Here is a 14051-nt window from a genome sequence, read left to right on the forward strand (position 1 = left end):
TTTCGCAATCCATGCTTTTCTGCCGCCTGTTTCTTGATACTTACCCTGATAAGTATTAATTTGCCCTCCCACTAACTGAAGGGAGCCCCCAATGACTGAAGATGAACGGTTCGCCCGCCGTCCGATGGGCATGCGCATGGCGATGATAGTGCGTCAGTGGCGCGCCATTATTGATAGTGCGATTACCGATACCGGCCTGACGCAGTCTGGCTGGACGGTGCTGATGCAGCTCGATCAGCAGGGGGATAATCTTTCGGTTAGCGAACTGGCGCAGGTGCAGGGCATTGAACTGCCGCCGCTAATGCGCACGCTGGCGTGCCTTGAAAGTAAAGGTTTGCTGGTGCGCACTACGTCACCCTGGGACAAACGCATTCGCCTGGTTTCGCTCACCGACGACGGCCGGGCGATGCTCGCCACGCTTAACACGGTGATTGCGCGCTACCAGGCGCGCGTGTCACACAATATTCCCGCGCAGGATATGGACATCTTCAGCGACACCTTAAACCAGATCGCGCGTAATCTGCGCACGATCCGCGACGAAGACGCTAACAACGCACAATAACTATGATGACTCCGGAACAAAAATTTGCCCGCTGGGTAAGGGTGAGTATTGCCACTTTCCTGGCGATGTTCGTTTACTTTATTCTCGCCGATATCTGGATCCCGCTGACGCCGGATTCCACCGTGATGCGTGTGGTGACGCCCGTCTCCTCGCGCGTGTCGGGCTACGTGGCGGCGGTGCATGTCGCCAACAACAGCCACGTGAAAAAGGGCGATCTGCTGTTTGAGCTGGATGCCGCGCCGTTTACCAACCGCGTCGAGGCGGCGGAAATCGCGCTGCGCCAGGCGCGGCTTGCCAACGAGCAACTGGACGCGCAGATCGTCGCCGCCAGGGCGAATCTCAACACCGCCCGCCTGACGGCGCGCAACGATAAAGTCACCTTTGACCGCTACCAGCGCCTGAGCACGATGCAAAACGTCTCGCAGCAGGATCTCGATAAGGTACGCACCACCTGGCAGACCAGCGAACAGGCGGTGGCGCAGCTGGAGGCGAAAATCAACGAACTGACCATCGAGCGCGGCGAACGCGACGACAGCCGCAACGTGACGCTACAGAAATACCGCAACGCGCTACAGGACGCGCAGCTCAATCTCGGCTGGACGCAGATCCGCGCCGAAGACGACGGCACCGTCAGCAACCTGCAATTAAGCCCCGGCTGGTTTGCCGCCGCCGGTACGCCCGCGCTGGCGCTGGTGAGCGAGCACACCGATATCGTGGCCGATTTTCGCGAGAAGAGCCTGCGTCACACGCACGCGGGCACCGACGCGGCGGTGGTGTTCGACGCGCTGCCAGGCCAGGTGTTCCACGCGCACGTCACCAGCCATGACGCAGGGATACTGGCGGGCCAGCAGGCGGTGAACGGCCAGCTGTCGCAGCCGGAGGAGTCGAACCGCTGGGTGCGCGACGCCCGCCGGATGCGCATTCATGTGGCGCTGGACGAGCCGTTGCCTGCCTCGCTGCCGACCGGCGCGCGCGCCACCGTGCAGCTCTACAACAGCGAAGGTCCGTTCGCCCGCTTCTTCTCGGGCGTACAGATCCACCTGATAAGCCTCCTGCACTATGTGTATTAACTATGTCCATTAATACCCTGGCGCGGGTCTTTACCCCGCACGGCAACATCGTCTATACGGCGAACGATTTCCGCCAGACGCTACGCATCATGCTGGCGGGCGTCATCGCGCTCAGCATTTCGAGTTTCTACAACACCAGTTACGGCGTCTTTTTCGTTATCTATCCGATCATGCTGCTGTCGCTGGTGCCGGTATTTAACCGCCACGTCGCAAAGCAGTTTATCTTCAGCGCGGCGCTGAACTGCGTCGAAATGGTGATTATTGTCGGTTATCTGTCGCAATGGCCGGTGATCATGACCGGCGTGGTGTTTGCGCTCTACGTAATGCGTTTTCGCTTTATGAGCAAAGGCCCGCTGTTTCTCTTCGGCTCGATGGGCGTCGTCTGCCAGAGCGTGATGCTCAACTTTATGAGCTACCCGACCAGCGACTGGCACACGCTGCTCTTTTCCAACATGGAAGCGAGCGTGATGGCCGTGGGCTTAAGCGCGCTGATGCACTATCTGCTGCCGGATGTTGAACCGCGCAAGCCGCCCCCGCTGCTCGAAAAAGACGCCGCGCGGGTGCGCCATGAATATTTGCTCTCCGGCACGGTCGCGACGCTGAATTTCGTGGTGTTTCAGATGGCGGATTTAAGCGATTCGCTCTCGGCGCTGATGGCGGGCATCCTGATCCTCTTTCCCATGCACTATCGCGGCGCGGTGCTAAGCTCGCTGTGGCGCGTGGTAGGCGTGGTGATTGGCTGTCTCTATGTGCTGCTGGTGCAACTGGTGCTCTACGATCACAGCAGCCATATGGTGCTGATGATGCCGCTTATCGCGCTCGGTTTCGCCTTCAGCGCCCGCCTGCACGTAATGGAAAAGGTCGGCGCGGGCGTCGGGTTCGCCAGTATCACCACGCTCGGCATCATGTTCGGGCAGAATCTTCACCCTGATACCGATCTCGTTTTCAGCGATCTTTACCGCATCAGCTCCGTCACCGTGTCGCTGCTTATCACGCTGACGATGGTGTTTTTAGTGCACCTGATTTTAAACCGCTTCTCCGCTACGCGTTACGTGGTGAAAAGCGAGCCGTAAGGGGTCTTGTGCAAATCTGAAAACGGTCATTTTTCGGCGCGTCGACAGACGCGCCCGCAAGCAACGCGATACTCTCGCATACCTGGGAATGCGAAAGGAAAGGGAAGATGAAACGCCTGCTTGTCGTGATGCTAACCGGTTTACTGACGGGGTGCCCTTCCGGTGCGGACAGGATATCTCTTGAAGAGCCAGCCGCGGTAATGGCGCGCGGCGATACGGTCTGTTTGCTGGTGGCGAATCAACCTGATGAGGTCATCCGTTCGGTTGAGATATACAGCGAGAGGGGAGAGTCCTTAATGGAATCGCAGTTGCCTGAGGCGAAACGCCACGTGGCGCGCGGGCAGTGTTTACCCGATTTGGGATTCAGTTACCGCCCCGGCAACCGCTATTCGGCGTACTACTATTTCCAGAGCCTTAAAGGCGGCCCGCTCCGTTTATTCGCCGCGCATTTCGCGACGGCGGAGACTTTCCCGTTAAAAATCAGCGCCACTTACGAGCGGGCGCAGTAAGGCCCATTCCCTACCGAATCGCGCAGGATAAGCTCTGAAACGAACAGGTTATCGCGTGAGAGATAGCCGCCGTCGAGCATCGCAATCAGGCGGTTTATCGTTTCATGGACCATATCCGTGACAGGGTCTTTCACGCTGGCAAGCGCCGGGCTTAAAAAGGGCGCGGTGGGGCTGTTGTCAAAGCCTATCAGCGATACCTGCTGCGGCACCGGAATGCCTGCGTCCGTCAGCGCTTTCAGCGCGCCGACCGCCATATCGTCGTTACTGGCGATAAGCCCGCTAAATGAAGCGCCGCTTTCCAGCAGCGTCTTTACCGCCTGCGCGCCGCTTGCGGGCGTCCATTTGCCTTCCACAATCAGCGACGTTGCAGGCGTAATGCCGTGCTGGCGCAGCGCCTCTTTGTAGCCTGCCAGACGCTCCAGCGCGGTAGGGGAATCAGGCGATCCGGTGATAAACGCGATCTCGCGATGCCCGCGCTCCAGCAGCGCGCGGGTGGCGTTAAAGCTCGCGGTTTTATGATCGCAGCAAACGCAGTGGCTCTGGTGTTTACGCAGCTTACGGTTCACCACCATCACCGGCTGACGGGTCTGGCTGATGATCTCGTCAATCTCGTCAACGCCGAGAAAACGCGGATAGAGGATGATGGCGTCGCAGCGTAAATCGAGCAGAAACTCAATCGCCTCGCGCTCTTCGCGGGCGCTGTGTTTACCGTCCACCAGAATCAACTGGCGGCCATTCTCTTCCAGCTTTTTCGCCGCGCGCGAGAGGATTTCGCTGAAATAGCTGCCGCTGTAGAGCGTATTGGTGACGACCATTCCGATGCACTGAGAGGTGTTGGTCGCGAGATTGCGCGCCAGCAGATTGGGGCGGTAGCCGGTGGCGTCGATAGCTTCGAATACCTGCTTGCGCGTCTCTTCGCTCACATACCCTTTGCCGGAGAGCACGCGAGACACGGTGGCCTTAGAAACGCCCGCTTTTTTAGCCACTTCCTGCATTGTCGACATGTAATCCCTCCGGCTCGGCTGATGTGCCGCACATTCTACACATTTCCCCGTAAAGCGGCAGGCACGTCGCGCACGCTTACGCGCGCCTCATGGCGATCCGCATCACAGATTTTAAAGCCCGATTAAATTTCAGTTGATCTGTTTTATGACCACAATCACTCTAATGTGGAACCGGTTACCTATTACATCATCCTGTCAGCGCGACGCGGCGTTTAGCGCCGTAACGCATGGCAAGTACCTGAATTTAAAATAATAAACGCGCAGGGGCGGCTCTGGTGCCACGGCGTGTGATAACGAGAGAGTTCACCATCATGTCAAAGAATTACGTAGCGCTGGCGGGCGCGGTCGTCGAGGCGATTGGCGGTGGCGGTAACGTGGCGGCGGTCACGCACTGCATGACGCGCCTGCGCTTTGTGCTGAACGATGACAGCGCCGTGGACATGGCGCGCCTTAAAGCCATTCCCGGCGTGCTCGGCGTGGTGCGCAATGAGAACCAGTGCCAGGTCATCATCGGCAACACGGTGTCGCAGGCGTATGCCGAAGTCCTGAAACTGCTGCCGGAGGGCGCGCGGGTTGAACGCGCGCTGCCGCGTAACGACAAAATCACCCTGCGGCGCATCGGCGCGGGCATTCTCGACGCGCTAATTGGCACTATGTCGCCGCTGATCCCGGCGATTATCGGCGGTTCGATGGTCAAACTGCTGGCGATGGTGCTGGAGATGTCGGGCGTTTATGAGAAAGGCGCGCCGACGCTTACCCTTCTCAACGTGATTGGCGATGGCGCGTTTTTCTTCCTGCCGATCATGGTGGCCGCCTCGGCCGCGTTGAAATTCAAAACCAATATGTCGCTGGCGATAGCCATTGCAGGCGTGCTGGTGCACCCGAACTTTGTTGACCTGATGGCCAAAGCCGCGCAGGGGCAACCGGTGGATTTCATTGGCATTCCGGTGACGGCGGTAAAATATACCTATACCGTGATCCCGGCGCTCTGCATGACCTGGATACTCTCCTATATTGAACGTTGGGTGGACAAAATCACGCCAGCGGTGACCAAGAACTTCCTGAAACCGATACTGATTGTGCTGATCGCCGCGCCCATCGCCATCATGCTGATTGGCCCGATTGGTATCTGGATTGGCAGCGGCATTTCGTCGGTGGTGTACACCATCCACAGCTATCTGGGCTGGCTGTCGGTAGCGATTATGGGCGCGCTCTGGCCGCTGTTAGTCATTACCGGAATGCACCGCGTGTTTACGCCGACCATCATCCAGACCATCGCCGAAACCGGCAAAGAGGGCATGGTGATGCCGTCAGAGATCGGGGCCAACCTGTCGCTCGGTGGGTCGTCGCTGGCGGTCGCGTGGCGCACCCGCAACCCGGAACTGCGCCAGACGGCGCTGGCCGCGGCGGCATCCGCGATTGTGGCGGGCATTTCAGAGCCGGCGCTGTACGGCGTGGCGGTACGGCTGAAGCGCCCGCTGGTGGCGAGCCTGATTAGCGGCTTCGTCTGCGGCGCGGTGGCGGGCCTTGCCGGGCTTGCGAGCCACTCGATGGCCGCGCCGGGGCTGTTTACCAGCGTGCAGTTTTTCGATCCGGCCAACCCGATGACGATTGTCTGGGTCTTTGGGGCGATGGCGCTGGCGGTGGTGCTGTCGTTTATCCTGACGCTGGTGCTGGGCTTTGAGGATATTCCCGTCGAAACGCCCGAACCCGCCCGCGATAACCCGCAGCCTGCGGCTTTCACCGCGCAGGCGCCCGCAGTAAAACCGAATTAATCAGAGGACGCGTATGGATAACAACACTTTTCCAGAAGGATTTTTATGGGGCGGCGCGATTGCGGCAAACCAGGCGGAAGGCGCGTGGCGCGAGGGCGGCAAAGGGCCAGCCACGGTCGATATGCTGCCGCACGGCCCGAATCGTCTGGCGGTAAAGCTTGGGCTCGATAAGCGCACCGGCTGGCGCGACGATGAATTTTACCCAAGCCACGAGGCGATCGATTTTTATCACCGCTATAAAGAAGATATCGCGCTGATGGCCGAGATGGGCTTTACGGTATTTCGCACATCGATCGCCTGGAGCCGTCTCTACCCGAACGGCGATGAACAGACGCCGAACGAAGAGGGCATCGCGTTTTATCGCGCGCTGTTCAGCGAGTGCAAAAAATACAACATCGAGCCGCTGGTGACGTTGTGCCACTTCGACGTGCCGATGCACCTGGTGACCGAATATGGCTCGTGGCGCAGCCGTAAAATGGTGGAGTTTTTCACCCGCTACGCGCGCACCTGTTTTGAAGCGTTCGACGGGCTGGTGAAATACTGGCTCACGTTCAACGAGATCAACATTCTGCTGCACAGCCCGTTCTCCGGCGCGGGCCTGGCGTTTGAGCCGGGCGAAAACCATGAGCAGGTGAAATACCAGGCCGCGCACCACGAGCTTATCGCCAGCGCTATCGCCACCCGTATCGCGCATGAAGTGAACCCGCAAAACCAGGTGGGCTGCATGCTGGCGGGCGGTAACTTCTACCCTTACTCCTGCAAGCCGGAAGATGTCTGGGCGGCGCTGGAGAAAGACCGCGAAAATCTGTTTTTCATCGACGTGCAGGCGCGCGGGGCGTACCCGGCCTATACGCAGCGCCTGTTCCGTGAAAAAGGCATCGTGATTGAAAAAGCGCCGGAAGATGATGAGATCCTTAAAGATACTGTCGATTTCGTCTCTTTTAGCTACTACGCCTCGCGCTGCGCCTCGGCGGATATGAACAGCCAGGTGACGAGTGCGGCGAACATCGTGAAATCGCTCAAAAACCCGTATATCGAGGCGAGCGAATGGGGCTGGGGGATCGATCCTCTGGGGCTGCGCATCACCATGAACATGATGTATGACCGCTACCAGAAACCGCTGTTCCTGGTGGAGAACGGCCTTGGCGCGAAAGACGCGTTTAATGAAAACGGCGAAATCGAAGATGACTACCGCATCAGTTATCTGCGCGAGCACATCCGCGCGATGCGCGAAGCCATCGAAGACGGCATTCCGGTGATGGGCTACACCACCTGGGGCTGCATCGATCTGGTGTCGGCCTCCACCGGCGAGATGAGCAAGCGCTACGGCTTCGTCTGGGTGGATCGCGACGACCAGGGTCGCGGCACGCTGGAGCGTAAGCGTAAGAAATCGTTCTGGTGGTATAAAAAAGTGATCGCCAGCAACGGGGCCGATCTCGACTGATCCCGCCATCCGTTGTACCGCGCGCGCCGTCCTGAGCGGCGCGCGTCTGTTTCTGCTCCTGCGCGTCTCCCGCCAACAGTGCAAACCGCGCCGTGTTGCACAATCGCAGGGCGTTGTTTCTCTGCTGATGCCGGATATATCCATCATTTCGCCCGCCGATTCCTGGCACATAACTTGCTGAATCTCTGTCCACCCGCGTTTTATCTTTCGCAGAGGAGTCGTTATGTCAGCCAACATCGAATTCCCGTTAAGCGAGGCACCCGCCGCCGGGCGCAAAGGCCTGCTCTCCATTTCTATGGTGCTGTTCAGCTTTACCTTTTTCACCGGCACGATGTTCGCAGGCGGCAAGCTCGGCGTCGCGTTTCCGATTGTCGAGATGCTCTGGATAGCCACTATCGGCAACCTGTTGCTGGCGCTCTATGCGGCGGCGCTTGCCTGGATAGCCGCCCGCAGCGGGCTTAACACGGTGCTGATGGGCCGCTTCTGTTTTGGCGAAAAGGGCAGCAAGCTCTCCGATTTCCTGCTCGGCTTCGCGGAGCTGGGCTGGTACGCGTGGGGCACCGCCACGGTCGCCATCACGCTCGTTAAATTACTGGCGCTGCCGGAGTGGTTCACCACGCCGCTGATGGTGTTCTTCGGCCTCGCGTTTTGCGTCACGGCGCTGGTGGGCTATCGCGGGCTGGATCTGCTCTCGCGTGTTTCGGTGCCGCTGATGTTTATTCTGCTGGTGGCCTCAATGTGGATTGCGACCCGCCACGCGGGCGGCTGGCAGGCGATGCAGCGCATTGAACCCACCGAAACGCTGGGCTGGTCGGCGGCCATCACGATGGTGTTTGGCACGTTTGCGAGCGGCGCGACTCAGGCCACCAACTGGACGCGCATGGCGCGCAGCAGCGGCACCGCCATTACCGGCAGCATGATTAGCTTTCTCATCGGCAACGGGTTGATGGTGGTGGCCGGGGCGTGGTGCGCGGTGGTCTATCAGCAGGCGGATATCGTGGCGGTCATGACGCTGCAGGGGCTGTCGGTGGCGGCGGTTATCATGTTGTGTCTGAATCTGTGGACCATTCAGGGGCCGACGATTTATAACGTTTCTGCTGCCGCCTGCCATTTACTGCGCAGCGAGCGTCGCCGCACGCTCACCGTCGCGAGCGCGGGTATCGGCATTTTGCTGGCCATCGGCGGGATGTATGAGCTGCTGATCCCGTTTCTGGTGCTGCTCGGCAGCATTATTCCGCCGGTCGGCGGGGTGATTATCGCCGACTATGTGTTTCACCGCCGCGGGCGTTACCCGGCGCTCAGCGAGGCCCGTCTGCCGCGCTTTAACTATGCCGGGCTTGCCGCTTATTCGCTCGGCGCGCTGACCGCGTACTTTTCACCGTGGGTCGCCCCGCTGGTGGGTATCGCGGTGTCGGCGGCGAGCTATCTTCTGTTTGTGCGCCTGGCGCGCGGGCGGGAGCAGCGCCGCGCGCTGGCACAGCCGCAGCCGTGAGCCACACTCACCGTCTTACTCAAAGGAGCCGTTATGAATATCGTTAATGCCCGTTTACGCCGCCGCGAAGGCTGGTTCACGCTCGTGCTGGATAACGGGATCATTAAAGCCATTACGCCGCAGGCGGCGATGCAGGCACCCCATGAAGGCGACCTGGACGCGCAGGGCGGGCTGGTTATTCCGCCGCTGGTGGAGCCGCATATTCATCTGGACGCCACCCTGACGGCGGGCGAGCCTGCGTGGAACATGAGCGGCACGCTGTTTGAAGGCATCGAGCGCTGGGGCCAGCGCAAAGCCACCATCACCCATGAGGACACCAAACGCCGCGCGCACGCGACCATCGGCATGCTGCGCGACCACGGCATTCAGCACGTGCGCACCCATGTGGATGTGACCGACCCGACGCTCGCCGCGCTGAAAGCGATGCTGGAAGTGAAAGACGAGGCGCGCCATCTTATCGATCTGCAAATCGTCGCGTTTCCGCAGGAGGGCATTGAGTCCTTCCCGCAGGGCAGGGCGCTGATGGAGCAGGCGGTGGAGATGGGCGCGGATGTGGTCGGCGGCATTCCGCATTTTGAGAACACCCGCGAGCAGGGCGTCAGCTCGGTGAAATTCCTGATGGATCTGGCCGAGCGCACCGGCTGCCTGGTGGACGTGCATTGCGATGAAACCGACGACGCGCAGTCGCGCTTTCTGGAAGTGCTGGCGGAGGAGACGCGCGTGCGCGGCATGGGCGCGCGGGTGACGGCGAGCCACACGGTGGCGATGGGCTCTTATGATAACGCCTACTGCTCAAAGCTGTTCCGTCTGCTCAAACGCGCTGGCTTAAGCTTCGTCTCCTGCCCGACGGAAAGCATTCATCTGCAGGGGCGTTTCGATACCTGGCCGAAGCGTCGCGGCGTGACGCGCGTGGCGGAGCTGGATCGCGCTGGCCTGAACGTCTGCTTCGGGCAGGATTCGATTAAAGATCCCTGGTATCCGCTTGGCAACGGCAACATTCTGCGCGTGCTCGACGCCGGGCTGCATATCTGTCACATGATGGGCTATGAGGATCTCAAACGCAGCCTGGATTTCGTGACCGACAACAGCGCGCGTGCGATGAACCTCGGCGATAACTACGGCCTCTGTGAAGGTCGTCCGGCGAATCTGGTGGTGCTCGACGCGCCGGATGATTACGAAGTGGTGCGCCGCCAGGCGAAGGCGCGTTATTCCGTGCGCCACGGCAAGGTGATTCTGCGCCGGGAGCCGGAAACGCTGCATTATGCGTAAAAGGATCTCTGCCCGGCAGTGCCGGTCACGCTCTCTTCATTTCATTAGCGCCTGCGGGCGCTTTTTTATTGCTTACGGCTGGCATTAATATGAATAAATGCAAAGTGGTTATTTTTCGATCTTTTTTAAGAAACATCCTAAAACGCTGAAAATGCGCCATAGGCTTTTTTGATTTTTATTTATGCATAATTAAGAAATGCGTCGTAAATATTATGTCAGGTAGTTTTAGGTGTTTATATTTTCATAAAAATACTATTTATCTGCTTATAGTTCATTGATGGTAATCGGTTAATTTTACATGGGTTTCTGGAAACCCGAGAAATAAGCGAAGCGGCAAAAATTGCCGATATTCGGTGAGTTGATGTGCACCGCGATTTTTTAACTGCCTGAAACCACAAAACCGATAGAAAAATAGTATGACGTAGCTCACCTTTTTAAATTTTGACCCTCTTTATTGGCACTGGCGCAAATAAATAAATTCTGCTTAACATTGATATTCGCAGCGGCCGCCGTGGCCGCGCGCAATACCTATGACAATAAGGGCTGGCGCGTCTGGCCCCTTGCAAACTCACAATCAATGGACGGTCTCTGGGATGATTAACAGAAGCAGAGCAGCAGAACCTGTTCAGGCGGGATATTCGCCTGTGCGGGGCGGGCGTCGTATTCGCATGAGCGCGGTGGCGATAGCGTTAGGTCTGGCCGGTATCGGGCAGGCGGCGGCGAGTAATTATATTGAGCAGGGCAAAGCGGGCGATGCCGCCAGCTGGCGCAGCAGCGAATTTAATGCGGAGTGGGGGCTTGGCGCTATTCACGCCGATGAAGCCTACGCGGCGGGATATACCGGGAAAGGCATTAAGCTCGGTATTTTCGATCAGCCGGTTTATGCAAAGCACCCGGAATTCTCCGGCACCGATAAAGTCATTAACCTCGTCACCGAAGGGATCCGCGAATATACCGACCCGTATATTCCGGTGAAAAAAGGCGACCCTTTCCGCTATGACGGTACGCCTTCTGTGGATTCCGATGGCGAGCTGGGCGCACACGGCACGCACGTTGGCGGTATTGCGGCGGGCAGCCGCGATGGCGGGCCGATGCACGGCGTGGCGTTTAACGCCCAAATTATCAGCGCTGAAAACGGCGACCCTGGCCCGGAAGACGGGATTATTCTCGGCAACGACGGCGCGGTGTATGAGGCGGGCTGGCACGCGCTAATGGACAGCGGCGCGCGCATTATTAACAACAGCTGGGGCATCGGCATCACCGAGAAATTCGATCAGGGCGGGAAAGATCCGGCCTATCCGCACTTCACCGTGTCTGACGCCCAGGCGCAGTTCGATCAGATCAAACAGATCCTCGGCACCAAACCGGGCGGCGCGTATCAGGGCGCTATCGACGCGGCCCGCAGCGGCATCGTCACCATTTTCGCCGCCGGTAACGACTACAACCTCAACAACCCGGACGCGATGGCGGGCCTCGCTTACTTTGTGCCGGATATCGCACCGAACTGGCTCTCTGTCGCGAGCGTGATGAAAGATCCGGCCTCCGCCAACAGCGTGCCGTACACCATCAGTACGTTCTCCTCCCGCTGCGGCTACACCGCAAGTTTCTGCGTTTCGGCACCGGGCAGCCGGATTTACAGCTCGGTGATTGAGGGCAACAGCCTGGAGACGCTGACCACCGATTACGCCAACTACAGCGGCACCTCAATGGCCGCCCCGCACGTGGCGGGCAGCGTGGCGGTGCTGATGGAGCGCTTCCCGTACATGACGGGCGAGCAGATAGCCCAGGTGCTGAAAACCACGACCGTGGATATGGGCGATCCGGGCATCGATGCGCTTTACGGCTGGGGGATGATCGATCTCAGCAAGGCGATCCACGGGCCGGGCATGTTCTACACCGTGGAAGATATTCCTGAAGAATTCCGCGTGCCGGATCCGGATGGCGTTGCCTACGGCTCCTCGCAATTTATCGCCGATATTCCGGGCATCGGCGAAGAAGTGGAAGCAGGTACCAAACTGGCGCGCACCTGTAGCGATATTCAGTGCGCGATGGATGTCTGGTCGAACGATATCTCCGGCCACGGCGGCCTGACCAAACAGGGCGCGGGCGCGCTGTGGCTCACCGGCACGAGCACCTATTCCGGCCCGACGCTGGTCAACGACGGCCTGCTGGTGGTTAACGGCTCCGTAACCTCTGACGTCACCGTGCAGCAGCAGGGCGTGCTGGCGGGTAACGGTACGGTCGGCTCGCTGACGGCGGCGCGCGGCGGTACGGTTGCGCCGGGTAACTCCATCGGCACGCTGAATGTGAATGGCGACGTGACGTTCCAGCCAGGCTCGCGCTACGCGGTGGAAGTGTCGCCGGACGGGCGCAGCGATGTGATTAACGCCACGGGCGCAATTGCGCTGAACGGCGGCGAAGTTGCGGTGTCGCTTGAGAACAGCAGCAATCTGCTAAGCCAGGCGGAAGTACGCAGCCTGCTCGGCCAGCAGTACAACATCCTGTCGGCGGCGGACGGCATCACTGGCCAGTTCGACAGCGTGGCGCCGGATTATCTGTTCCTCGGCACTTCGCTTGGCTATACGGGTGGCCAGGTGACGCTGGATGTGGCGCGTAACGACACCACGTTCGCGAGCATCGCGGATACCGCCAATGGCCGTGCGGTCGCTGGCGCGCTGGAAACGCTCGGCGCGGGCAACCCGCTGTATGAGAGCCTGCTTTCGACCGGTTCGGTAGCGCAGGCGCGTCAGGCGTTCCGCCAGCTGGGCGGCCAGATCCACGCGGATATCGCCTCGGCGCAGATTAACGACAGCCGCTACCTGCGCGATACGCTGAACGAGCGTCTGCGTCAGGCCGAAGGGCTGACCAGCGTTTCGCCAGTGGCTGCCGATGATGGCGGCGCGTGGGCGAAGCTGTTAGGCGCATGGGATCACGCCTCCGGCGATCAAAGCGCGACGGGCTATCAGGCCTCGACCTACGGCGTGCTGCTGGGGCTCGATTCCGCTTATGCCGACGACTGGCGCATGGGCGTGGCGACCGGCTACACCCGCACGTCGCTTGACGGCGGTTATGGCTCCAGTGCGGACAGCGACAACTACCATCTGGCGGTCTACGGCGGCAAACAGCTCGGCGAGCTGGCGCTGCGTGCGGGCGCGGGTTACACCTGGCACCGTTTCGACACCAGCCGTTCCGTCCGCTTTGGTTCGCAGTCTGACCGTGCTGACGCGAAATATAACGCGCGTACCGAGCAGTTCTTCGCCGAAGCGGGTTATCAGCTGGCGGCGGGGATGGTGAACGTCGAGCCGTTTGCGAATGTCTCTTACGTGAACTTTGAGAACAACCGCATTAATGAGCAGGGCGGTGCGACGGCGCTGCATGGCGACAAGCAGCATACCGACGCCACGTTCTCCACGCTGGGCCTGCGCTCCGGGCTTGAGTGGGACGCTACCGCGGAAACGACCGTGGCGCTGCGCGGCGAAGTGGGCTGGCAACATCAGTATGGCGAGCTCGATCGCGCCACCGGCCTGAAATTCCGGGGCAGCAGCACGCCGTTTGTCACCAACAGCGTGTCAGCCTCACGCGACGGCACGGTGCTAAAAGCGAGCGCCGAGGTGGCGGTGAACCGCAACGCGCATCTGTCGCTCGGCTACAGCGGGCTGATTTCCGATAACTATCAGGACAACAGCGTCAACGCGGGCTTTAGCTGGAATTTCTGATAACCCGGCATCGCGTGTAGTCATTTTGCAGTCATAAATAAAGGCGCCTGCCTGGGCGCCTTTACTGTTTAAGACATGCACAATGATAAATCACTATGCACATGCATGACGATGTTTTCCGGTATATTGCCTGCTAA

10 protein-coding genes are annotated in these 14051 nt (G+C 59.6%); 9 read left to right on the top strand and 1 reads right to left on the bottom strand.

Annotated elements, in window-relative coordinates:
- The first annotated feature begins 91 nt into the window (after nt 1-91).
- From G9X48_RS13295 to G9X48_RS13310, 4 genes are all read left to right on the top strand, one after another.
- Entirely contained in the window at nt 92-562 is a 471-nt protein-coding gene (locus G9X48_RS13295; RefSeq protein ID WP_012125866.1) for a MarR family transcriptional regulator, read from the top strand.
- A 2-nt stretch (nt 563-564) separates the two neighbouring features.
- On the top strand, nt 565-1632 hold the full coding sequence (locus G9X48_RS13300) for an HlyD family secretion protein (protein WP_105536306.1): 1068 nt from the start codon (nt 565-567) through the stop codon (nt 1630-1632).
- A 2-nt stretch (nt 1633-1634) separates the two neighbouring features.
- Nucleotides 1635-2705: a DUF2955 domain-containing protein gene (locus G9X48_RS13305; RefSeq protein ID WP_097641243.1), complete on the top strand. Its 1071-nt coding sequence runs from the start codon at nt 1635-1637 to the stop codon at nt 2703-2705.
- A gap of 107 nt (nt 2706-2812) precedes the next feature.
- The gene (locus G9X48_RS13310) at nt 2813-3214 is read left to right on the top strand and encodes a putative T6SS immunity periplasmic lipoprotein (RefSeq protein WP_007866099.1); all 402 of its coding nucleotides are present in this window, start codon (nt 2813-2815) and stop codon (nt 3212-3214) included.
- On the opposite strand, the gene G9X48_RS13315 is transcribed toward G9X48_RS13310, so the two are convergent.
- Nucleotides 3196-4218, bottom strand: coding sequence for a LacI family DNA-binding transcriptional regulator (locus G9X48_RS13315; RefSeq protein WP_097641244.1), 1023 nt, complete (start codon nt 4216-4218; stop codon nt 3196-3198). The two genes, G9X48_RS13310 and G9X48_RS13315, sit on opposite strands and share 19 nt — an antisense overlap.
- 311 nt (nt 4219-4529) lie before the next feature.
- On the opposite strand from G9X48_RS13315, the gene ascF reads away from it, so the two are divergent.
- From ascF to G9X48_RS13340, 5 genes are all read left to right on the top strand, one after another.
- Nucleotides 4530-5993 (top strand): PTS cellobiose/arbutin/salicin transporter subunit IIBC, encoded by a 1464-nt coding sequence (ascF, locus tag G9X48_RS13320; RefSeq protein WP_097641245.1) that lies wholly within the window; start codon nt 4530-4532, stop codon nt 5991-5993.
- A gap of 13 nt (nt 5994-6006) precedes the next feature.
- Nucleotides 6007-7437, top strand: a complete 1431-nt coding sequence (locus G9X48_RS13325) for a 6-phospho-beta-glucosidase (RefSeq protein ID WP_097641246.1) — start codon at nt 6007-6009, stop codon at nt 7435-7437.
- 223 nt (nt 7438-7660) lie between these two features.
- Entirely contained in the window at nt 7661-8929 is a 1269-nt protein-coding gene (codB, locus tag G9X48_RS13330; protein WP_097641247.1) for a cytosine permease, read from the top strand.
- Nucleotides 8930-8962: 33 nt separating this feature from the next.
- Entirely contained in the window at nt 8963-10198 is a 1236-nt protein-coding gene (gene codA, locus G9X48_RS13335; RefSeq protein WP_097641248.1) for a cytosine deaminase, read from the top strand.
- Nucleotides 10199-10866: 668 nt separating this feature from the next.
- The gene (locus G9X48_RS13340) at nt 10867-13914 is read left to right on the top strand and encodes an autotransporter serine protease (protein ID WP_063265513.1); all 3048 of its coding nucleotides are present in this window, start codon (nt 10867-10869) and stop codon (nt 13912-13914) included.
- Nucleotides 13915-14051 lie beyond the last annotated feature (137 nt).

Source organism: Cronobacter sp. HA18006 (genome assembly GCF_011605445.1).
Taxonomy (GTDB): Bacteria; Pseudomonadota; Gammaproteobacteria; order Enterobacterales; family Enterobacteriaceae; genus Cronobacter; species Cronobacter sakazakii.

Excerpts from the sequence above, each read along its gene's own strand:
- G9X48_RS13295 (WP_012125866.1), top strand. The coding sequence starts at position 92 with ATGACTGAAGATGAACGGTTCGCCCGCCGTCCGATGGGCATGCGCATG.
- G9X48_RS13300 (WP_105536306.1), top strand. The coding sequence starts at position 565 with ATGATGACTCCGGAACAAAAATTTGCCCGCTGGGTAAGGGTGAGTATT.
- G9X48_RS13305 (WP_097641243.1), top strand. The coding sequence starts at position 1,635 with ATGTCCATTAATACCCTGGCGCGGGTCTTTACCCCGCACGGCAACATC.
- G9X48_RS13310 (WP_007866099.1), top strand. The coding sequence starts at position 2,813 with ATGAAACGCCTGCTTGTCGTGATGCTAACCGGTTTACTGACGGGGTGC.
- G9X48_RS13315 (WP_097641244.1), bottom strand. The coding sequence starts at position 4,218 with ATGTCGACAATGCAGGAAGTGGCTAAAAAAGCGGGCGTTTCTAAGGCC.
- ascF (WP_097641245.1), top strand. The coding sequence starts at position 4,530 with ATGTCAAAGAATTACGTAGCGCTGGCGGGCGCGGTCGTCGAGGCGATT.
- G9X48_RS13325 (WP_097641246.1), top strand. The coding sequence starts at position 6,007 with ATGGATAACAACACTTTTCCAGAAGGATTTTTATGGGGCGGCGCGATT.
- codB (WP_097641247.1), top strand. The coding sequence starts at position 7,661 with ATGTCAGCCAACATCGAATTCCCGTTAAGCGAGGCACCCGCCGCCGGG.
- codA (WP_097641248.1), top strand. The coding sequence starts at position 8,963 with ATGAATATCGTTAATGCCCGTTTACGCCGCCGCGAAGGCTGGTTCACG.
- G9X48_RS13340 (WP_063265513.1), top strand. The coding sequence starts at position 10,867 with ATGAGCGCGGTGGCGATAGCGTTAGGTCTGGCCGGTATCGGGCAGGCG.